The 22,411-nt window shown below is 47.9% G+C and carries 15 protein-coding genes; 2 read left to right on the forward strand and 13 right to left on the reverse strand.

The window, feature by feature from the left end:
• Positions 1 to 81 precede the first annotated feature (81 nt).
• The 11 genes from galE to KIK04_RS03835 form a co-directional block, all read right to left on the reverse strand.
• Complete coding sequence (galE, locus tag KIK04_RS03785) at positions 82 to 1,071, reverse strand: UDP-glucose 4-epimerase GalE (protein ID WP_232278584.1); 990 nt, start codon at positions 1,069 to 1,071, stop codon at positions 82 to 84.
• Between the two features lie 336 nt (positions 1,072 to 1,407).
• The gene (locus KIK04_RS03790; protein ID WP_232277001.1) at positions 1,408 to 2,922 is read right to left on the reverse strand and encodes an FGGY-family carbohydrate kinase; all 1,515 of its coding nucleotides are present in this window, start codon (positions 2,920 to 2,922) and stop codon (positions 1,408 to 1,410) included.
• Between the two features lie 113 nt (positions 2,923 to 3,035).
• Positions 3,036 to 3,818, reverse strand: a complete 783-nt coding sequence (locus KIK04_RS03795) for an NAD-dependent protein deacylase (protein ID WP_232277002.1) — start codon at positions 3,816 to 3,818, stop codon at positions 3,036 to 3,038.
• Positions 3,819 to 4,059: 241 nt separating this feature from the next.
• The gene (locus tag KIK04_RS03800; RefSeq protein WP_232277003.1) at positions 4,060 to 9,795 is read right to left on the reverse strand and encodes a DUF7507 domain-containing protein; all 5,736 of its coding nucleotides are present in this window, start codon (positions 9,793 to 9,795) and stop codon (positions 4,060 to 4,062) included.
• A 339-nt stretch (positions 9,796 to 10,134) separates the two neighbouring features.
• The gene (locus KIK04_RS03805; protein ID WP_232277004.1) at positions 10,135 to 10,356 is read right to left on the reverse strand and encodes a hypothetical protein; all 222 of its coding nucleotides are present in this window, start codon (positions 10,354 to 10,356) and stop codon (positions 10,135 to 10,137) included.
• A gap of 386 nt (positions 10,357 to 10,742) precedes the next feature.
• Entirely contained in the window at positions 10,743 to 11,510 is a 768-nt protein-coding gene (locus tag KIK04_RS03810) for a YwiC-like family protein (RefSeq protein ID WP_232277005.1), read from the reverse strand.
• A 350-nt stretch (positions 11,511 to 11,860) separates the two neighbouring features.
• Entirely contained in the window at positions 11,861 to 13,408 is a 1,548-nt protein-coding gene (gene gntK, locus KIK04_RS03815) for a gluconokinase (protein WP_232277006.1), read from the reverse strand.
• A 33-nt stretch (positions 13,409 to 13,441) separates the two neighbouring features.
• Positions 13,442 to 14,803 (reverse strand): GntP family permease, encoded by a 1,362-nt coding sequence (locus KIK04_RS03820; protein ID WP_232277007.1) that lies wholly within the window; start codon positions 14,801 to 14,803, stop codon positions 13,442 to 13,444.
• A gap of 94 nt (positions 14,804 to 14,897) precedes the next feature.
• The gene (locus KIK04_RS03825) at positions 14,898 to 15,575 is read right to left on the reverse strand and encodes a GntR family transcriptional regulator (RefSeq protein WP_232278585.1); all 678 of its coding nucleotides are present in this window, start codon (positions 15,573 to 15,575) and stop codon (positions 14,898 to 14,900) included.
• Between the two features lie 116 nt (positions 15,576 to 15,691).
• Entirely contained in the window at positions 15,692 to 16,591 is a 900-nt protein-coding gene (gene gnd, locus KIK04_RS03830; RefSeq protein WP_232277008.1) for a phosphogluconate dehydrogenase (NAD(+)-dependent, decarboxylating), read from the reverse strand.
• 230 nt (positions 16,592 to 16,821) lie between these two features.
• Complete coding sequence (locus KIK04_RS03835; RefSeq protein ID WP_232277009.1) at positions 16,822 to 17,148, reverse strand: hypothetical protein; 327 nt, start codon at positions 17,146 to 17,148, stop codon at positions 16,822 to 16,824.
• Between the two features lie 435 nt (positions 17,149 to 17,583).
• On the opposite strand from KIK04_RS03835, the gene ilvD reads away from it, so the two are divergent.
• Complete coding sequence (ilvD, locus tag KIK04_RS03840; protein WP_232277010.1) at positions 17,584 to 19,269, forward strand: dihydroxy-acid dehydratase; 1,686 nt, start codon at positions 17,584 to 17,586, stop codon at positions 19,267 to 19,269.
• 260 nt (positions 19,270 to 19,529) lie between these two features.
• Positions 19,530 to 20,816: a BslA/BslB family hydrophobin gene (locus tag KIK04_RS03845; protein ID WP_232277011.1), complete on the forward strand. Its 1,287-nt coding sequence runs from the start codon at positions 19,530 to 19,532 to the stop codon at positions 20,814 to 20,816.
• A 109-nt stretch (positions 20,817 to 20,925) separates the two neighbouring features.
• On the opposite strand, the gene KIK04_RS03850 is transcribed toward KIK04_RS03845, so the two are convergent.
• Complete coding sequence (locus tag KIK04_RS03850) at positions 20,926 to 21,627, reverse strand: ATP-binding cassette domain-containing protein (protein ID WP_232277012.1); 702 nt, start codon at positions 21,625 to 21,627, stop codon at positions 20,926 to 20,928.
• Between the two features lie 39 nt (positions 21,628 to 21,666).
• Positions 21,667 to 22,404 (reverse strand): hypothetical protein, encoded by a 738-nt coding sequence (locus KIK04_RS03855; protein ID WP_232277013.1) that lies wholly within the window; start codon positions 22,402 to 22,404, stop codon positions 21,667 to 21,669.
• Positions 22,405 to 22,411: the final 7 nt, after the last annotated feature.

The raw sequence follows: 22,411 nt of genomic DNA on the forward strand, positions 1-22,411 counted from the left end.
TCTAATTGATACTTCAACGTTATTATGAGGGTGCCTATGCTATGTGTAAAGATGATAAAGACCTATTTATTATGGAAAAATTTACTCCGATCCATATCCATGAGGCTGAGATTGATGCCACTGCCACGCACTTGCGATAATAGTAGCGAGCGAGCGATGCTGTGGTACCCAGCCAAGTACGGCGCGCGCTTTGTCCGCTGAAGCGATAAGCACTGCCGGATCGCCCGCCCGCCGCTCGTGAATAGCGGTCGGAATCGCTCTTCCCGTCACTTGTTCAACGGTCCGGATCACTTCTAAGACCGAGAATCCTTGCCCGTTACATAAATTAAAGACGTCGCTGCTGCCCCCGTTCCGCAAGTAATCAATCGCGAGTAAATGCGCATTACACAAATCACTGACATGGATATAGTCACGGATACACGTTCCATCTGGCGTAGCGTAGTCGTCGCCAAAAATCGCCACCTCACTGCGCTGGCCTAGCGCAGCCTGCAACACAATCGGAATCAGATGCGTTTCTGGACGATGATCTTCACCAATCTGTCCACTTACATGGGCACCCGCAGCGTTAAAATAACGAAGCGAAACGTACTCCATTCCATGTGAAGTCTGGAACCAGCGCATCATCCGTTCAATCGTCAGCTTCGTCTCCCCATACACACTTGTCGGATCTAATCGGTCTGATTCGCGAATAGGTGTACGTTCTGGCTCACCATACACGGCCGCTGTCGAGGAAAATACGATTCGCTTTACGCCATTGCGCTGCATCGTCTCAAGCAGAACGAGTGTCCCTTGCACATTGTTGTCATAATATTTCGCTGGATTCGCCATACTTTCACCAACAAGCGAATAAGCTGCAAAGTGGATGACCGTGTCGATACGCTGCTCACGAAACACCCCTTCCAGCCACGAACGGTCGCGAATATCCCCTTTATAAAAGGTGCCTCCCCGTACTGCACCAGCATGTCCTGTTTCTAACGAGTCAACAATGACTACATCTTCACCGCGTTCGAGCAAGCCCGCTACAGTATGCGATCCGATATAGCCTGCCCCGCCTGTCACTAATACCGCCATCATTTATTCCTCCATTATGAGCATTACTTACATATTCTTGATGATTGGCTACTACACCTGCTGTTATAAGCAAAAATACCGCCCTAGGCCACGCTAGCTTTGCTTCGCGTGCCGTAGGCGGTATACTTTTTGTAAATACATGTAAATGCGTGTAAATGTGCGTTCGCGCAAATCAGGCAGATGCTTGCTTGTTGCTAATTCGTGGTTGCTAGCACTAGAAACGATTACCCGATTTGCAGTGCCTAGTTTCCAGCTTGTAGCTTGTAGTTTCTATTTACTAGAAACTAGTTACTAGCTTCTAGATACTAGCTTCTGCTGCCTGCACGTTATGCCCGCTTAACTAAAACGGCGCAGCTGTTCGGCCAACGGCTCGTATTTTTGTTCAAATACTTGACGATACGCGTCATGACGCTCTGCCACTGGCTCAATCGTCTTAACGCCGCGGCTTTGCATAGCAGCGCGCACCTCGGCCGCGCTAGCAAAGTATCCTGCGCCAAGTGCTGCTGCGCAAGCAGCCCCAAGCATCGTCGCTTCCTCTACAGGCGGTATCGTAAGCGTAGCGTTGGATACATCCGCTTTCGTTTGCAGCCAAGCGGTCAAACGAGTACCTCCACCTACAGCCCACATTGCACGAATCGCATGGCCTGACGTCTGCTCTGCACTGCGGCGGATCATTTCAAGCTGATACGCTGTACCTTCCAGCACAGCTTGCAGCAACTCCTTCTTGCCATGCGCTTGCGATAAGCCAATAAATGCCGCACGCGTACGCGAATTCGGATACGGTGCGCCGCTACCCGACAAATACGGGAAGAACAACGCGTCACCTGGGCCGTCATTAATATCGCTCATAAGCTCACAGATCACTTCATACGACAGTGCGTCATCAGCCAGTTGGCGGCGAATCCACTCGATTGAACCGCCAGAGGACGGATTGCCTCCCATCCAGAAGCTATAACCAGGCACGACGTGGATACCATACGATAATCCGGTCGCAAACTCGGCTTCACCTAGCGGACGCTTCGTAATCGTGCCGACCAGTGTCTCAGCCGTTCCCATGGAAACGTACACGTCACCTGGTGCAACAGCTCCGACAGCTAACGCTGCGCATACATGGTCATGTCCACCGATCGCGACTTGAGCCTCTTCCGGTAATCGTAGCTCTTGCGCGATGGCTGGCAACACCGTACCAAGCGGTGCGCCACTCGGTTGCACTTCAGGGAAAATGTCGACGCTCAAGCCAAACTGCTCGATCCATGGACGATCCCAAGATTCACTAGCGATATCATAAGCGAAAGTACGCGTTGCCAAAGTCGGGTCACAGGCCATCGCTCCACTTAAGCGATAAGCAATGTATCCGGAGACAGACAACCATACTGCGTCTTCGAACATGTTCGGGTCGCGGTCCTGCAACCAGAGCAGCTTCGGCAAACCATGTTTAAATGACAAATGAAGACCTGTACGTTGAAACAGCTCCAAAGGTGTACCCGCCTGACGAATTCGCTCCACTTGCGGTGATGAGCACGTTTCAAACCAGGGCAGAAACGGCGATTGCACGGCACCTGTGTGTCGATTCACAAGCAAGCCACTCTCAGCCATGCTCGTAATTCCGATATGTGCAATATCGTCGCTGCCATGTTGCGCCGTTACTTCTTGAATCATTTGCGCAACGTCCTGCCACATTTCTTCCGGATCGTATACAACAAAGCCTAGACCCGTATCAACCGTTAAAGTCGGTCGGGAAGCCATCCCAATCAGTTCTCCTGTTTCGGTAAATAGCCCGACCTTACGGTTTGTTGTACCTAAATCAATTCCTATCATCCGCATTTTATTTTCCTCCATCTCTTGCTGCATGGGGTGACTGGACACCCTCTAACTCTACGTTGTCGTGTAATCTGTGTAAGCTTGCTCCATTCACCTTGTTAACAGGGTTCAGCGACCGCTGGCCTAACCTTCCTAACTTTCCATCAACCGTGCAACTTAGCGTAGGCGCGCTCCAAGAGCGCTCCCATCGGTGCGCGATATACCGCATCCGCATATGCATCCACACTCGTTGCTGAGCGGTTCAACAACACGAGCTTTGCCTTCGTTGCCAAACGAACAAAGCTGGCCGCTGGCTGCACCATTAATGAAGTGCCGCCTACAATGAGCAAGTCAGCGGAGCGAATTCGCTCCACCGCGCTAGCAATAACAGCGTCGTCGAGCGATTCGCCGTACAGTACGACGTCAGGCTTCAACATGCCGCCGCATGCCGTGCAGCGAGGCACATTGGCAGCACTATCGAGCACCGCTGCTAAAGGATAACGAGTACCGCAATCTAAACAATCATTGCGGTGAATCGAACCGTGTAGCTCCCACACTTCTCGGCTGCCCGCCGCTTGATGTAATCCGTCAATATTTTGAGTTACGATGGCGTGTAATTTTCCATCCTGCTCTAATTGTGCTAATACTTGATGAGCCGCATTGGGGACCGCATCGGGATATATCATTTTGGCACGATAGAAGCGATAAAACAACTCTGGGTCCTGTTGAAAAAAATGACTACTCAGCATCACTTCCGGGGGGTGAGGAAACTGCTCTCCCTCTTCTAATATCCCACCCGCCGAACGAAAGTCGGGAATACCGCTTTCTGTTGACGTCCCTGCACCGCCAAAAAAAACGATGGCAGCGCTTTGCTCTAACACATGTGCCAATTCCGTGGCATGCTCGTCCAGCTTGCTTAGATCGATGTCCTGAAGAAACTCACTCATCACCTAACCTCCTAAATCCGTTTCCTTTGCTACATGATGCTTCTAAGTATAACGTACCTGTTTGTACAGTAAAAGTCAGCCTCTCCTAGCCATTGATATAGAGGGCGTACGTGAGCTATGTATTCTTTTTCAAAAAAGCGACCTTCCTCAAGGCACACTGTGGCCATCATTACTCTAGAGCAGGCTATGAATATTCGATTTCAAATGGCCTTGCAAGGAAGGTCGCGCCTTATACTTTATACTACTCCTCCATTTCCTCTATATTAACGGTAGCTGAGGCACTCAAGCGTGATGCAATCACCGTTCCATCGGCTTGGAGGAAACCGAACTCTGCTGTTACCACGTTCGTGACCGAACCTCGCGCTTGCTTAATGCGCGCCTTATACGCAACACGCGCCTCGCCTCCCGGTGGAATTTGAGGCAGCGGAATGCTCGTTAACGACTGATTCGGAACGACAACACCATTTAACGTCAATGTGCCAGGAATAAATTGAAGCCCTGCCGGTAAGCGATCATTGAGCACTGCTTGCACGATCGTCGTGGATCCGGTATTTCGCAGCGTAATGATGTATCCCACCAGCATGCCCGTGTGGACGAGCCCTGTATTGACCATTTTGGATAAAATCGCCTCATTGCGTCTTGTGAACGCAACTGTCACCGCATTTGACGCAACGGTCTGCGTAATCAGTTCACCTGTCAATGATACAGACTGGAATTGAACTTGCGCCTGATTAACAAAGCTGGAACTTACCGGTTGCTGCACAACCCGTACTTGGAACGTCACCGTAACACTCGCGCTAGGCAGCAGCGTCCCGAGCGGGATACCCGTTAGGGGGGACGCACCGCTAATCAAACCACCTTGCACAGTAACACTACCCGCTACAAACTCTGTACCGCTCGGTGGTTGGTCGACGATGACGGTGTTAATCGTTTCTACATTGCCTTGATTCGTGACTACGATGCTGTACGTAATCACGTCTTGCAAAGCTGCACTTTGCGTGTTTGCGCTTTTTTGAACGACAATATTAGCCGTTGGTACTGAAATAACAGGCGTGATGACGGTGTTGGATGGGGTTTCTATATTAGCTACCCGTCCAGTCTGCGTCGTAACGAGAGCTGATAATACAGCCGTATTCGTAAGTTCAGGCGGTGACGGCAATGATACAACTTGTATCTGATACGTAATCGTGGCCTCTTGGCCTGGAGAAAGCGAACCTAGTGAAATACCTGTTGACGGACTCACGTTCGGCTGCGTCACACCATTCACCGTAACCGATCCAGCAACAAACGCTTCTTCTGGATTTAAGGCATCACGTATCGTTATATTTGTGGCTGTCAAGCTGCCTGAATTTCTTACATTAAGCGTATACGTAATGATGCTGCCCACTTGCGCTTCAGTCACGTTCGCCTGCTTCCGAATCGTAATCCCACTCGAAGCCACTGGGGTGATGATCGTATTTGAGTCGATCGTACTCGGTATTTGCGTGCCGCTTGGTGTAATAATCGTGAAGCTTGCTGTGGCCGTGTTCGCAATTTGATCCGTATCCGGCAGCCCTGTCACTTCCAATACGTACGTTACGGTTACGGACGCCCCCGAAGCCAACGTACCGAGCGAAATGCCTGTAGTGGGGTCTGCATTTGGCGCAGCGATACCATTTATTACAACTGTCCCCGCTACAAAGCGAGTTCCGTTCGGAATGGAGTCCGTCAATACGGTATTCGCTGCTGTATTGCTGCCATTATTGGCTACGACGACCGTGTACTGTAACGTTTCGTCTACAAGCACATCCTGCTTATTTGCCGATTTGGTGACACGTATTCCTGAATCGATTACCGGAATACGAACGACGTTCGATGCCACGCGCACATCTGGTACGACCTCGCCTGATGGCGGAATAAAGGTAAATATTAAATTTGCGATATTAACCAGCTCAGGAGGCTCCGGCAAAGCGGTAACTTCTACTTGGAACGTTATCGTCACGGATTGGGTCGGTGCTAAGTTGCCAAGCGGAATGCCTGTATCAGGCCGGATCCCCGGCCTAATGCTCCCGTTCACCGTTACACTATTCGCAACGAATCTTGTGCTATCTGGAAGCGGATCAACTAAGGCAACCGCCGTTGCGAGTACATTCGCCGTATTGTCCACCACAATGGTGTATGTGACCGTTTCACCGATGAACGCTAAACTGGCATCAGCAGATTTGACAAGGATGACACCTGTGTTCACTACGGGAATGACGACCGTATTGGAGTTCGTCGTTTCCGGACCGACACCTTCGCGAATGTAATTGGCAGTAGCCATATTCATCAATTCAGGCGGTATCGGGGTACTTTCAACCAGTACCTTATACATAATAGTGACCGATGTTCCAGACACAATCGTTCCTATACTTACGCCCTCAACCGGATCAGCCCCGGGTACGGAAGTTCCATTAACCGTGACACTGTCCGGTACAAGACGCGATCCATCAGGAAGCGGATCAACGACAACTGTGCTAGTAAGCGTATTAACACTTGCATTTTCCACAATAACGGTATATGTCAGTGTTTCGCCTACGAATGCTGTCGTGCGATCCGCACTTTTTGTGACCGTTACGTCGAATTCAATAGGGCTGTTTACCGGAATAATAACGACGTTAGAATGAATCGTATCGGTAACGACATTGCCGCCAGGAGACACGAAATCAAACGTCGCTTGGGCCCGATTCACAATTTCTTTTGGATTAGGAACCGATACGACCGTGAGCTGATACGTCACCGTAATCGAATCTAACGGTACAATCGTTGCTAACGGTATACCTGTGGCTGGATTGGCGCCAGGCTGCGGTATGCCATTAATCGTCACACTGTTGGGCACAAACGCCGCCCCGGCTGGTAATGCGTCTATCAACACGCTGTTCGTCGCGGTTAACTGACTCCCATTATTAATGACAAGCGTGTACGTGATTACATCTCCCACATTTACGAGCGCAGGTGTGCCCGACTTCGTAATCGTCAAATCAATCGCAAAGACAGGTATGACGACCGCGTTGGAATCCATCGAACCTTGTACGATACGTCCAGACGGCAATTGGAAATCAAAGTTAGCCGTCGCACGGTTAAACAATTCAGCGGGTGTCGGCAGCGCATCAACTTCCACCGTATACATAATCGTAATCACCTGTCCTGGTGATAACGAACCCAGAAAAATACCGTCCTGCGGATTTTCACCTGGCTGCCCCACACCGTTAATAACGACACTATCGTCTACAAATCGAGACGCTGCTGGCAAGGCGTCCGCCAATACGGCATCCGCAATAATCGTATTCCCTGTATTCGTCACGACTACGGTGTAAACAACCTCTTCACCTACAAATGCTTCCGTCACATTCGCAGACTTTGCAACATCAATTCCCGGCATAAATACAGGAATGACCACAAAATTGGAATCATTGTTGGTCGGTACTTCACGGCCATCAGGCGTGAGTAAAAACCCTGTCGTCTGTGCGACGTTAGTCAACGTTCCGCTAGCAGGTAAACCGTCTACCACAACGGAGTATACGACGGTGACCGACTGTCCAGCAGCTATTCTGCCTAGCGAGACACCCGCTTGAACTTCCGCCCCAAATTGCTGCACACCGTTAATAAACACACTATCTTGCAGCTGGCGCGTGCCATCAGGCAGAGCGTCTGTCAATACGACTCGATCGACTGGAATCGAGCCTTGATTCGTATATACGACGGTATACGTAATGGTTTCACCTACAATGGCATCTACCGAATCCGTCGACTTCGTCACCTGAATACCACTCGTTCCAACTGGCACGTTCACCGTGTCAGACTCGGCAGACCCCGGAACAGGAACTCCGCCGACAATAAATTGGAACTGCGCCCGCGCCATATTCATAATCGCCTGCGAAGGCGGGATCCCCATAACCTCCAACGTGTACGTTACAATACGTGTCACACCTGCGGGAACCGTACCGACGTTGAAGCCATTTGCCAGATTCGCACCTGGCTGTGGTACGCCGTCCAACGTCACACTATTGGGAATAAAGGTTGCGCCATCAGGTAGCGGATCAGTCAATATGACGTTAACCGCATCTGCCGTACCCGTATTAATAATCCGAATCGTATAATTAATAGGTTCACCTACGAAGGCAAAGCTCATATCTGCTTCTTTGACAAGGTCAACACCTGTTTGCAAAATGGGAATAACGACTTCATTAGAACTATTTTGCCTAGGCGTCATACCTACCGTAAATTGAACAAATCCACGATTTATAATCGCTTCCGGACTTGGCAGAAACGCGACTCGAACCTGAAACGTGACCGTAGCTGTGCCGCCTGGCGGTAGCGTACCAATAATAATGCCACTGACCGGGTCAGCCCCCGGCCGATTCACCCCGTTTACGAACACACTGTTCGTTACAAAGACGGTTCCATTTGGAATGTTGTCTGTTACCGAAACATTTGTCACGGTCGCATTTCCACTACTTGTGAGCTGAAGTGTATACGTGACCGTGTCACCGATTACCGTCGTTGTTCGATCTGCCGACTTTTGAATCGTAACGTTACCCTCAACAACTTGCGTCGTGACCGTGTTAGATAGCACGGAGAACGGCAATAGCGGCTCCCCAGGCAGTAGCCTTGCCTCAAAACGAACGACCGCGTTATCAACAAAGCTGCCCCCACTTGGCAGCGCCAAGGCTTCAACCATATACGATACTTGCACACTTGCACCTGGACTGAGATTACTTAGATTGAATCCTGTCAGCGGATTCAAAGCTGGATTCGATACCCCATTAATTCTGACCGAGCCTGGCACAAAATTAATTTGTGGTGGCTCACTCGCATTATCTTGAAATATAATATTTTCTGCCGTTAACGTTCCCGTATTCGTTACAACAAAGCTAAATGTCAACGTCTCTCCGACCGCGATGGTCGGTCGATCACCTGACTTCGTCACTGCTAAAGTTGGCGCGATCGCATCAATTTGCAAACCAAGCCCGTTAACAACGTAAATGTCTCCTTGTGACGTAGCCTGAATAATAGCAGCCGACTGATTGTTAACGAGGAAACTAGAAACATCCACGTTCGTAATGTCCCAACCTTGACGGCACGCAAACGTATTGAAGCCGGGCTCACCATTTACCGCATTCCGGTCCCCGAATGTACCCGTTGTATTCAGCTGTCCGTTGTCCCCATTAATTTGTGAAGCAAAAAAGTTGTTCGGAAAATTGTTCGGTCCAGAAACGACAGACAGGGTATTCATGTTAGGCCCGAATAGCAGCTGATCCCCTGTTAAGTCCGCATCCCCTTCCTGTGCGCTCGCCAGCAGACGCCCCGTGATCGGGCCTACAAGCGGGGTCACAAACCCTGTAATTGGGGCTATGGATATGACGTTTGAAGCAACGATTTCCGAGCCGACAAACAAAGTCAAATTGCGAAACGGCAGCGCCGGATTCGTATAAGCAACTTGCAGCGTCCACCCCGCATGATTGGTGGAACTGCCCGTAACAATCGTACCGACAACAGACCCGCACGTATACGTCCCTGCACCGTCATGCGCAACTAAACTTGTTACATTTGCCGAACGAACGTAAATGGTTCTGTCAAAGTCAACAATAGTATTCGGATCAGGCGGTACGCTGACGGTCATGCCTGAAGGAGTTGTAAACTGCACCGGATCGTTTATGCGTGCCGACAAGTCGATAGTTGGGGTAGCAAACTGTCCCGCCCAAATGAGCTCTGCATATACAACTGAGCTGCCTAAAGGAAGTTGTAGGATTGCACTAGAGCTATTTAACGTGTAATCGCCGGTTGTGCCATTCGGATACGTACCAAACACCGAGTTCGTATTAATCGTTGTAAAGCCATTAATCGTAGTAAAATCGCCTGCTACGCCTATCGTACCTGTTCCTGACAAGCCTAATGTATTCCCCGTAAACGTAAGCGCTCCCCGAAGAGTTGTATTAAAACGTAAAATATAAGGCATCTTGTCCCCCCTTCTCACCACTATGAGCTGAATCACTCGTTATACGACTTTATGTGCGAGTGCTTGAACACTATGTCTAATCCCTACACCATCAAGCACCCACATGCAAAAAAAACCCTAGACGGCATTCGATCTAATGACCGGTTGCCGTCTAGAGCCTACGTTCTCGGGTCTGACAAACACATCAAGCATATGTGTGGCCGCCATTATTGGGGCCGTATCTTAGTTGTGGGGCAACTTGTCCGCCTTGCAGCGACAGGTGTAACATATATCAAATTTATCAAAAATAGTATGCACAACTACGGTGACGACGTGCAACATGCTTATCCACGCTCGAACTTAATGCTCCTTCCCAGTCCCAGTCCCTCCAGTCCCAGGACCTAAGGGAACTATTTCACCTCGAGCATCGCTCTCAGAAATCTGTTGAACAACAGGCTTAGAATCTACATCACGAACTGGTGATTGATCCACCGTTATAACTTCGCTAAATGCGGATACCGGATTCAACACAGAAAAAGATAACGCCAAAGTCAACAGCAAAAAGGACAACTTGCGTTTCATATTTACACCTCCTCACAAGCAATAGCCTCACCCCCTAAAAACGTTGCCAGTCAAAAATAAGCGCTGCCGCAATACGCTTTGCATCTGGGACGCTCAACTTATACCTGCCCGTTTCTATAGTAGAGTAGGAACAACGCTCTTTAGAGACTATTTATGCAACCTCCGTTTGTGTACTTTCCTCATGACAAGGCATCAAACATTTACTTCGATCATTTACGTGTTCAAATCAAAGAGAGTCACTTGCTGTGTGGATGAGCTATTTTTAGCGCGATTATGGATGTTGACGTGCTGTAGATTAGGAGAGGGATTATCAACGAAAGGATATCAAAATACAGATGAAAGAGTAACCGGGAGAGCGGACGACACTCCTGTCTACCCTCCCTTCCTTACAAAGCAGCGATAAGCACGCCCGTCGTCGCGACCACGAAGGCAATCTCGCCTAAGCCTACTTGCCTAACCGTCACTTTCATATTCGGCATCCATACCGCACGCAAAAACAGCACTCCGTAAGGTACAGCTACCCAAGGTGAAATCATTAGTCCAGCAGCGATAGCCGCGATCAAATGCACGCTTAATGAAGCAGCGTAATAGGTGGGGCTGCCTTTTTCCCGAATCATCGTCTTGACGTATAGAACGGCTCCGACAAAATAAAGCATGCACACCGCAAAGGCGCGCCACGCCAAGCCCCAATCCGTTCCACCTCCCACTTCAAAGGCAATAATAAGCATCCAGCAAAATTGGGCTACCGCAATGATGTCATTGCCGAGATGACGCTCTTCCTTACGCTTCGCGTACCACATGTTCACGCGAAATAGCGGCAGCATAACCGCTCCCATCCACCATACGTCCGGACGTAAAAATAGTAGGATAGCTGCAAATAGGACAAAGGCACGTCCGTATATGAGACACGGCTGTTTATACACCCACTCTTTGCCTGTCTTTACCCATTGCAAGACCGCAAAGGATGTACAATAAGCAGCAAACCAAGCTAGTGCCAACCACAGATGCGTCCAATTAGGCTTGGCTGCAAACATACCGATAAGGAAAGGAACGATAAGCATCGCCCACGCTCCGTGTTGATTCGGAAAACTGGCACGCAGCATCCGCATATAGCGATCAACATCAGAGTTGCAAATTGTATAACGAGACAGCATAGACAACGAAGCTCCTTCTTCTCTATTATTTCTTATGTCTCTCGTATTTCTATATCGATATCGTACCACACATTTCCAAGCTCGGATGCATCTGCACACAATAAAAAGGGGGCCCGCAGTCAGTGACGTATGACTGTGGGCCCCCCTTTATTCTAGTGGTTGCCATAGGCGCTATTTCTACAGATGAGAACCCATTTGGATTGTAACGGTTCTGGTAGCGCTTATTGCCATGAAAATGACTAAATAAATACGTCAAATCGTGAAATAAGCGCTCTGATATCCGTTAAAAATTGAAACTGTGTAAATCTGGCCACATAGCTTCTGTGGCATCCGTTAACCCTTGAACCTCGTTATCCTGTAACAAGCTTGCGTTGGAACTTGGCAATCGCCTTATATTCATCCTTTAACTGACGCGAGACCGAAATATAAATCGGCAGCAACTCATCGTATATGCGTGAATGCTCTGCGATTGGCTTATGGTGATGAGAAGCCCCCACCATATCCGCCACGATTTCCAAGCGATCCGTCTTACCGATCGCATACAGGCCAAGCACGACCGCACCTAGACAAGAACTCTCGTAGCTTTCTGGAATGGCGACTTCTTGATTGAAAATGTCGGCCATCATTTGGCGCCATAACGCCGAACGTGCGAACCCGCCAGTCGCGTGAATTTTGCTCGGCTGCCCAATCTGCTCCTGCATCGCTAGCAATACCGTGTACAGGTTGAAAATAACCCCTTCAAGCACCGCACGAATCATATGCTCTTTACGATGGTGCATCGTCAAACCGAAGAAAGACCCTCGCGCATCCGCAGTCCATAGCGGTGCGCGTTCACCTGTCATATACGGATGGAACAACAATCCGTCTGAGCCCGGACTTACTCGCTCCGCGATTTGCGTTAACACATCGTACGGGTCCATGCCGAGCCGCTTCGCGGTTTCAACTTCCGAAGCAGCAAGCTCATCCCGTACCCAACGGAACAGCATGCCCCCATTGTTGACCGGGCCGCCGATGACCCAATGTTTATCCGTCAACGCATAACAAAAGATTCGGCCCTTCGGGTCAGTTACCGGACGATCCACGACCGTCCGAATCGCCCCGCTTGTCCCAATTGTGCACGCGACCACACCGGGTTCAATCGCGTTAACACCCAGATTCGACAGCACGCCATCGCTGGCGCCCACGATAAACGGTGTGCTCGGTGCAAGCGCCATCGCACGCGCATATTCCGCGACCAAGCCGTGCATTTGATGCGTAGTCGGAACGATCGTGGAAAGCTGATTTCGCGTAATGCCCGCGATTTGCAACGCCTCTTCGTCCCAATCGAGCGATTTCAAATTGAGCAGTCCAGTCGCCGATGCGATCGAGTAGTCCACCACATACTCGTTAAAGAGCTTGGTGAATACATACTCCTTAATCGAAATAAATTTGGCTGCTTGCTGGAAAGTCTGAGCATCTTCCTCGCGCATCCACATTAATTTCGTCAGCGGTGACATCGGATGAATCGGTGTCCCCGTTCGCAAGTACAGCTCGTGTCCGTTCATGTCCCGACTCAATCGCTCGGCCTGTTCACTGCTGCGATTATCCGCCCACGTCATACATGGCGTAAGCGGTTTGCCTGCGGCATCAACCGCAATGACACTGTGCATCGCCGAACTGAACGAAACGAACATGATGTCATCAGGACGAACTCCACTGTGATCCATGGCTTGCTTGACCGATTGGATAACCGCATGAAAGATCTGCTCAGGATCTTGCTCCGCAATGGTCGAACTCGGTGTGTATAATGGATACTCCACATTACCTTTAGCAACAATCGTCCCATTCTGTTCGAACAGAACTGCTTTAGTACTCGTCGTTCCAATATCGACACCGATCATGTACGTTAACCTGCTCATAACTAAACCTTCTTTCTGGATTATCTACGACTCCTATACAAACGTACTGAGGAGAAGAATGAAAGCCAATGCGACGACCGACAACAGCGTTTCCATCACCGTCCACGACTTCAACGTTTGTGACACGGACATGTTAAAAAACTCTTTAACCATCCAGAACCCTGCGTCATTCACGTGTGACAAGACGATAGAACCTGCACCAGTTGCCAAGACGACGAGCTCCACATTCGCTCCCGGATTCAATGCCAGCACAGGTGCCACAATGCCTGCTGCTGTCGTCATCGCGACAGTCGCAGATCCCGTTGCTACGCGAATCAAGGCTGCCACAAACCATGCAAACAAAATCAAGTTTACATCTGCTTGCGTCGCAATCTCCGCAATTGCACCACCAACACCGCTCGTAATTAAGACTTGTTTGAACGCACCGCCGCCACCAATAATCAAAATAATCGTTGCCGTTGGCGCCAAGCATTCACTCGAGAAGCGAGAAATATCTTCCTTCGTAAAGCCTCTTGCAAACCCAAGGGAGAAAAATGAGAAAATAACTGCAATTAACAACGCAATAATTTCGTGACCTATAAACTCAAAAAATACAGTTAAGCTGCTTAGCCCTTCTGGATCCACAATGATCGCTGCCGAGCCGCTCAACATTAGAATAACAGGCAATAAAATCGTAAACAACGTAATCCCAAAGCCAGGTAGCTCACGATTGCCCTTCAATGCAAACTGTGCAGCCAAATCAGCTGGCGGCTCTACTTGAATGCGCTTACCGATATACTTGCCGAAAATCGGCCCTGCAATAATAGCTGCCGGTAAACCGACTAAAATCGAATACATAATGGTAAGTCCTAAATCGGCATTAAAAGCATCAATCGCAATCATAGGTGCCGGATGCGGTGGCACCAGACCGTGCACGATGGACAGACCTGCCAAGATCGGAATTCCGATTTTCAACAACGACATGTTCGTCTTGCGTGCAACTGTAAATACGATTGGAATTAATAAAATAAGTCCAACTTCAAAAAAGACCGGAATACCTACAATAAATCCGACAAACATCATCGACCAATGAACCCGTTTTTCCCCGAACTTATCGACCAACGTCGTTGCGATTCGTTCCGCGCCGCCGGATTCAGCCATCATTTTACCGAGCATTGTTCCGAGACCGATTACGATCGCGATTTTCCCAAGCGTTCCACCAACACCACCAATAACGGCGTTCACGACATCGAGTGGCTTCATTCCTGCCAATAGCCCGAGCATCAATGCCGACATGAGCAAAGTAACAAACGGATTCCATTTGAACTTTGCAATAAACACAATCAGAAACACAATTGATACGAATGTCCAAATTAATAGCGTCGCATTATGACTAAGACCAAATATAGTGTCCATAGGGTTATCCTCCCTGAGATTGGGTATTGGCTATATGTAATTGTATACTTGTCGACAAGTTTGCGTAACGTACATGGATGCTGGGAGCTTACGCTTAAAATTGGGGCAAGCTCGTATGCAACGTCTGCATCGAATCCGCAAAATATTCACGCACCACTTGTTGAACCACTTCTGGATTTTTGGATTGCAAGCCTTTCAAAATCGTGCGATGCTTGTCAATCACCGAGCCTAAACGCTGCTCGCCTTTCGAAAATATTTCCTCGGTCGTAATGAGCATCACCGTCATAACGATATGACGAATACTCGTCCACAGATGCATAATTCGTTTATGTTCTGTTGCCGCGATGATCGCCTCATGGAAAGATAAGTCCTGATAAGCAAAATCAACGACATCGTTATATTTGACAGCAAGCTCCATTTTGTCGAGAATTTGATTCAGCTTCGTAATAAGCCGCTCCTGATCCATATGGGCAAGTCGCTGCTGCACAAAGCTTTCAATTAAATACCGGACATCGTACAACTCCTCGACATCCTTTACACTTAAACCGAGTACGACAGCGCCCATGCGCTCTAATCGGATCAGCCCTTCGTTCGATAACGCTTTCAACGCTTCTCGAACCGGTGATCGACTCGTGCCGAAATCGGCAGCAACTCTATTTTCAGAGATCACTTCTCCAGGTTTGATCGTTCCTTTAATAATTTGTAACCGTAATTCACAAGCAATCGCTTCCCCACGGGAAACACCTTGCAGCCACGCGGATGGATAATGCATCAACATTCAACTCTCCTAATGAAAATGGGTAAGATGCCGTTATAGTGGCAGATCGCTCCATTCTAACATACATTCCCCCGACAATTCCATTAGAGCGTACCGATGCAACCGTACCTTTATTTGCTCTCCACTACCCCATGACCACCGAATTCATTGCGCAATGCGGCTACAATTTTTCCATGAAACGTATCGGATTCAAGTGACCGATATCTCATAAACAACGACATCGCGATAACTGGCGCGCTCGCTTGCAGATCAAGCGCCGTCTCCACCGTCCACTTGCCTTCACCAGAGCTTTGCATGACTCCCCGAATTTGAGACAACTTCGGATCTTTCGCAAACGCGTTCTGTGTCAGCTCCATCAGCCAACTGCGAATGACAGAACCGTTCGACCATACCTGAGCCACATGCTCATAATTGTAGTCAAAATCACTCTTATCCAGCAGCTCAAATCCTTCTGCAATGGATTGCATCATACCGTACTCAATGCCATTATGAATCATTTTCAAAAAATGGCCGCTGCCGTTCTTACCCGCATATAAATATCCGTTCGTCACCGCAATATCCGCAAATAGTGGTTCAATCGTGGGGAACACGGACTCGTTACCGCCAATCATAAAGCAACCGCCTTGCGCAGCGCCCTCAGTACCACCCGAAGTACCTACATCGAAAAAGTGAATGCCATGTACTTGTAGCTTCTCATTCCGCGCCTGCGATTGTTTGTAATGAGAGTTGCCACCATCCATCACGATATCCCCTGGTGAAAGCAGCGGAATCAGGGTGTCAATGACACTATCTACAATCCCACCTGCCGGCACCATGATCCATACGATGCGCGGAGCTTCCAATTGCGCAACGAGCTGCTCGATCGACGGTGCTGCAACTGCGCCATGAGCCTTCAGCTTCTGTCCTGGCTCTGGATTCACATCGTACACGATGACTTGATGCTCATGACGAAGCATATTTTCTGCTAGATTAAATCCCATTTTACCGAGTCCGATCAACCCTAATTTCATGCCTTCACTCCTTAAGAAAAACTACAAGTATACTTGTATACAAGTTGATGAAACTTATGTTACCGCTTTCTTTTTTGTTTGTAAAGAGAAATTTGAAAGCGACTTCATTGTGAAATATAAACATTTCAGGTGCGAGGAGCCTGTGGGTTTGCTCGACAAAGACCTTACCCAAAAGAAGCTCAGAAACCGTTGAGCTTCTTTTGGAATTGCATCCGTCCGTATTGCTAGAGCTAGGCGGGTACGACCGTGATCCTTGCGTGGTATTTAACAAGAAACGCACTTATTTCAACCAGTGCGACACCAGGCTTTAACCCTGTTACTATACATCGCGGAACACGAATGTTTTCTACCTTAACGACGTCAGATCCACTAAGCGTTTTACTGCACCAAGTAAACCCTTTTCTCTCCCCGACTTTAATGGTGTGTTCAACGACTGGATACTGATAAGTTGATGGAGCTGGCAGCGTGTTGTTCTGTACAGCAGCAGACACCCCGCCTGCTCCAACTGAGAAGGATAAACATACAGCTAAACCTAACATCATACCTTTTTTAAACACATTCAAACCTCCCAGCACTTTTAATTGAATGAACCATTTAAAAGACGTCACTGTTTCTGGGAAACAGGGCTCCAATCTATAAAATGATCAACCTTCCCTCAAGGTAGCTGATAGATTAAGGAATATCTAGACATTTTATGTTAATAAATTGAATTTTTTAAATTAATTTATACGAGTGTTAATATAACCACAAAAACAACCCTACTCAACCAGCCATCGAATTTACAGGGTAGACCGTAACATCTATTTTCAAATCTTCTCTCCCCTGCTTTTCGTCCATTCCACACGGACTTTCCATTCCCTTTTCTCTGTTCTAGCAGCGCTTTAACTTAATAGAAAGAAGGCTGTCGAAGTTGGTAGAAAAAGTGAAGCAGTTATGATAGACTCTATAGAAATACCAAAAAACGTGCATTTGGATACGGAGGTTCATCACTAATGACTGCCAAGAAAATGCGTTCAGACATGATTAAGAAAGGCTTTGACCGAGCACCGCACCGCAGCTTGCTGCGCGCTGCCGGAGTAAAGGAAGAAGATTTCGATAAGCCGTTTATTGCGGTGTGTAACTCCTATATTGACATTGTCCCAGGTCACGTTCATTTGCAAGAGTTTGGAAAAATCGTAAAAGAGGCTATCCGCGAAGCTGGCGGCGTGCCATTCGAATTCAACACAATCGGTGTTGATGACGGTATTGCCATGGGGCATATCGGAATGCGCTATTCATTGCCGAGCCGTGAGATTATTGCAGACTCACTGGAGACGGTCGTTTCCGCGCACTGGTTCGATGGGATGGTATGTATCCCGAACTGTGATAAGATTACACCTGGTATGATGATGGGCGCACTGCGTGTCAACATCCCAACCTTGTTCGTAAGTGGCGGACCGATGAAGGCAGGTAAAGACTCTACGGGTCGTTCCATCTCGCTGTCCAGTGTATTTGAAGGCGTCGGTGCCTTTCAAGCAGGCAAAATTGATGAAAAAAGTTTGACAGAATTAGAACAGTACGGCTGTCCAACATGCGGCTCTTGTTCCGGTATGTTTACAGCTAATTCGATGAACTGCTTAGCCGAAGGCTTAGGATTAGCATTACCAGGCAACGGTACGATCTTAGCGGTTGCGCCAGAGCGTCGTGAGTTCGTTAAACGTTCTGCGACGCAGTTGATGGAACTGATTAAGCTCGATATTAAACCGCGCGATATCGTTACCGAGAAAGCAATCGACAACGCCTTCGCCCTTGATATGGCGTTGGGCGGCTCTACGAATACGGTGCTGCATACGTTAGCGTTAGCGCACGAAGCAGGATTTGACTACCCGATAGAGCGCATTAATGAGGTTGCTAAACGCGTTCCTCATTTGGCAAAGATTGCTCCGGCTTCGGATTATCATATTGAAGATGTGCATAACGCAGGTGGCGTTAGCGCAGTATTGAACGAATTGTTCAAAAAAGAAGGCGCGCTGCACGAGGACTGTATAACGGTAACCGCGAAGACGCTGCGCGAAAATGTAGCTGGCTGTGAAATTCAAGATACGGACGTCATCCGTCCGTTGGATAACCCGCACAGTGAGCAAGGCGGCTTGTCCGTGCTATTCGGCAACTTGGCGCCGCAAGGCTCTATTATTAAAGTTGGCGCAGTTGATGCTTCTGTAGGCGGCCGTCACATTGGCCCGGCTATTTGCTTCGACTCGCAAGACGAGGCACTAGCAGGCATCGCGAATGGCAAAGTAAAAGAAGGTCACGTTGTCGTCATTCGTTACGAAGGACCTAAAGGTGGGCCAGGTATGCCAGAAATGTTGGCACCAACCTCGCAAATTACCGGTATGGGCCTAGGCGCGAAAGTAGGACTCATTACGGACGGACGCTTCTCCGGCGCTTCTCGTGGTATTAGTATCGGCCACATTTCGCCTGAAGCAGCAGAAGGTGGACCTATCGCTTTCGTTGAAGATGGTGACATCATCGACCTGGATCTCGTCAATCGTAAGATTGAGCTGCAAGTTTCGGATGAAGAACTGGATCGTCGTCGTGCGAATTGGAAAGGTTTCGAGCCAAAAGTAAAAACAGGCTACTTGGCACGTTACTCCAAGCTCGTTACGAATGCTAGCCAAGGCGGTGTTTTGACTATCTAGTCGCTGACTTAAAGCGCACGAAGGTATTCATTATCTATCATTTGTATCGCACAGCCATTCAAATGATTTATCTTATATGTACGAAAAGCCCCTTTAGAGGCCATTTTTGCTTCTGCAACCTTGATGTTGCAGGCATGAATGCTTCTAGATGGGCTTTTTTTTCATATGCCGTCCAATCGTTTTGCTGAACGAAAAAATAGTATATCCCATCACTTCAAGCAGTTACACCGAAGCCTACATCGTAAGAAAGGGTTGATGGGATGAGCATACAAGCAGATGATGATAACCAGCCATTTGCCGCTGAAATTACCCTTACTGCCATTAACGGTAATGTTGAAGGTACCGTCACCGACATCGAAATCAGATATCGTCCTAATTCAGTCCTCGCTCTGGGCAGTGTCGTATTCACGCTCCCTGTGGGGTTTACCGCCACCACGAATGATATACTCAACGGCTTCCCTCTATCTAGCACACAAATCACCAATAACGGTCGTTCCATTATGGTCCCCTTGTCATTGGATTTGATAGGTTTAGCAACGTTTGAATTACAACTGCTGAACAAGACATTACCAGCCGCAGGAACCTATCGTTTTTCAGGGGAAAACACGTTAATTATTATCGGTTCACAATTTTACGCTGCCACCGAACTCGTCATAAAGGCTCTTCCACGCTATGCGTACGTCACGAATTCAGATAGTAATAACGTATCCGTAATTGACTTATCCACCAGCTTGGTCACACATACGATTGCAGTTGGCAACTATCCTACTGACGTTGCCATCGCTCCGAACGGCGAATTTGCTTATGTAGTCAATCACTCGAGCAACAACGTGTCCGTTATTCATACGGCAACCCACACCGTATCCCAGACGATTGCTACTGGAAACGGACCGGTTGAAACCGCGATTGCACCGAACAGTACGATCGCGTATGTCACCAATGCAAATGATAACACCGTATCCGTCATTAACACTTCGTCCCATACCATTGTTCATACGATACCAGTAGGCGTGTTTCCTAACGGAATTGCGCTGGCACCTAACGGCACGTTCGCCTATGTTGCTAATTATGGCAGCAACAATGTTACTATTATTGACACGGCTACCTATGCGGTCGTGCAGACGATCCCCGTCGGTTTTTCACCTTCCGGCATTACCGTCACACCGAACGGAAGATACGTCTATGTTACGAATCGAAACGATAATAACGTTTCGGTCATTGATACCACGACGAATGTAGTCGTGATCTCCATCCCTGTTGGCATTTTGCCTAAAGGCGTTACCGTGTCGCCGAACAGCGACATTGTCTACGTTGCCAACAGTTTAAGCAATGCCATTGCGGCCATCCGCACGAGTACGAATACGGTTATCCAACTCACTTCTGTTGGCGTATACCCATATGAAGTCGCCTTCAACAGAACCGGATCATTAGCCTATGTTACGAATCGAAACAGTAACAGCGTGTCCGTTATCCAAACCTCAACCAACGCTGTCATTCAAATTATTATCGTTGGTGGTGGCCCGCTCGGCATTGCCATTTCACCTTAAAGCGCTAACTCCGAAAAAAGGAGCAGGGAATCGCTTCCCCGCTCCTTTTCCGCTATTATCATTTCACTATGTTATTAAAATGTATTTACGTCGCTTCCGTCCAATCCTCCTACGACGTGGACACCGTTCTTTCAAAAGCAATATCCGGATTGTCGGTCTGATGCCAGTTTAGCCATTGTTTAAAATCACCTTCATACGCAACCTTACCGTTATGGAGCATAATAAAGTGACAATCCAAATGTAAAAGCTCTTGGAGCTGGTGCGTCGACACGATGCACCACTTATTTTGCTCCAATAGTCGTTGTATGCGATTCATAATTTTCATACGTGAAGAAGGATCGACACCGCTCGTAGGCTCATCAAAAATGTACAGTTTACGCTCAACTTGAGTGAGCATCGTAACGAACAACCATTTTTTCTCGCCGACCGACATCATGCCAATTTTGCTGTTCCACAGCTTAACGAACAATTCACGCTCCCGCTCATCCATCTGCTCGGTATAGTCTATAGCGTTATGGCTTGCGCGCTTATTGCTTAATTCAGCTATAAACTTCACAAAGTCCTTCCCTTTAATCGTAGAAGAGAAAAAAATCGTTTGCGTCAAATACAAGATCTCGGATATGGAAGGCAACTCAAGCTGTCCCGAAGAGACCTTCAAGATTCCAGTCATACAATCAAACAATGTCGTTTTGCCCGCTCCGTTTAATCCAGCAAGCACGTTTATTTTATGAGGCTGCAGTTCAAAATGAATATCTGTTAAAACGTTTGTATCCGCTTTAGGATAGGCAAAGCTTACATGTTTAACGTACAACCTGAATCCCCCTCACCGTGTTAATAGAGAGCATATGAGCTACCTTTGAACAAGGGATAATAAGCTCAACTTTTTGTATGAGAATAAGCCAATTACAAAATAAAGGCCTAACATAATAAATAAAATAGGCTGTAAGGTAAGCGACGTTAGCATGGAAAATAAAGACATCAGCACATCAATTAGGTGACGCATAATCGTAAACGGGTTAACCCAATTCACCATGGGTGGAACATTCAGGTTGTTCAAGGACACCAAAAATAACGGGTACAAGGCAATGTTAATAAATGTGGTTACGCTGCTCAACTTCAATGGCAATACAGCAAATAATAGTGTCGCCATTCCGATAGGAATAGCCATAAACCATAGTAGCAACGGTAAAATGAAGTTAAGAAGTGTAAACTGACCAACTATACTCGATAAAATGGTCGTAAATAGCAGATTACTTACAGCAACGAAAATACATTGGGTAATAAATACCGAGATGACATACGGATGCTTGGCACCTGCGATCAGCACGTACGTTTTTAATAAGTTGTATTCTCGCAATCTAGCAATTTGCAAGCCAATTCCGTTCACAAAGCTGGCAATAATAATAAAAATCCAGAACCAAGATAAATAATATGTAAATTGCTCTTCCGATGAAATCGATTCTAGAAATTTGCCCTGAAACACGAGTGCAATCACGACTGGCAGGGCAACCGACCAAGCCAGTGCAACTTTTTCTGTGAACAAAATTTTCAAATCAAGAATGACATGAGCTTTAACTTGTCTAATCATCGTTTCA

Source organism: Paenibacillus sp. 481 (genome assembly GCF_021223605.1).
Classification (GTDB): domain Bacteria; phylum Bacillota; class Bacilli; order Paenibacillales; family Paenibacillaceae; genus Paenibacillus_B.

Bases quoted from the DNA above. Each gene is read 5' to 3' on its own strand.
- galE (WP_232278584.1), bottom strand. From the start codon at position 1,071: ATGGCGGTATTAGTGACAGGCGGGGCAGGCTATATCGGATCGCATACT.
- KIK04_RS03790 (WP_232277001.1), bottom strand. From the start codon at position 2,922: ATGCAGCAAGAGATGGAGGAAAATAAAATGCGGATGATAGGAATTGAT.
- KIK04_RS03795 (WP_232277002.1), bottom strand. From the start codon at position 3,818: ATGAGTGAGTTTCTTCAGGACATCGATCTAAGCAAGCTGGACGAGCAT.
- KIK04_RS03800 (WP_232277003.1), bottom strand. From the start codon at position 9,795: ATGCCTTATATTTTACGTTTTAATACAACTCTTCGGGGAGCGCTTACG.
- KIK04_RS03805 (WP_232277004.1), bottom strand. From the start codon at position 10,356: ATGAAACGCAAGTTGTCCTTTTTGCTGTTGACTTTGGCGTTATCTTTT.
- KIK04_RS03810 (WP_232277005.1), bottom strand. From the start codon at position 11,510: ATGCTGTCTCGTTATACAATTTGCAACTCTGATGTTGATCGCTATATG.
- gntK (WP_232277006.1), bottom strand. From the start codon at position 13,408: ATGAGCAGGTTAACGTACATGATCGGTGTCGATATTGGAACGACGAGT.
- KIK04_RS03820 (WP_232277007.1), bottom strand. From the start codon at position 14,803: ATGGACACTATATTTGGTCTTAGTCATAATGCGACGCTATTAATTTGG.
- KIK04_RS03825 (WP_232278585.1), bottom strand. From the start codon at position 15,575: ATGCATTATCCATCCGCGTGGCTGCAAGGTGTTTCCCGTGGGGAAGCG.
- gnd (WP_232277008.1), bottom strand. From the start codon at position 16,591: ATGAAATTAGGGTTGATCGGACTCGGTAAAATGGGATTTAATCTAGCA.
- ilvD (WP_232277010.1), top strand. From the start codon at position 17,584: ATGACTGCCAAGAAAATGCGTTCAGACATGATTAAGAAAGGCTTTGAC.
- KIK04_RS03845 (WP_232277011.1), top strand. From the start codon at position 19,530: ATGAGCATACAAGCAGATGATGATAACCAGCCATTTGCCGCTGAAATT.
- KIK04_RS03855 (WP_232277013.1), bottom strand. From the start codon at position 22,404: ATGATTAGACAAGTTAAAGCTCATGTCATTCTTGATTTGAAAATTTTG.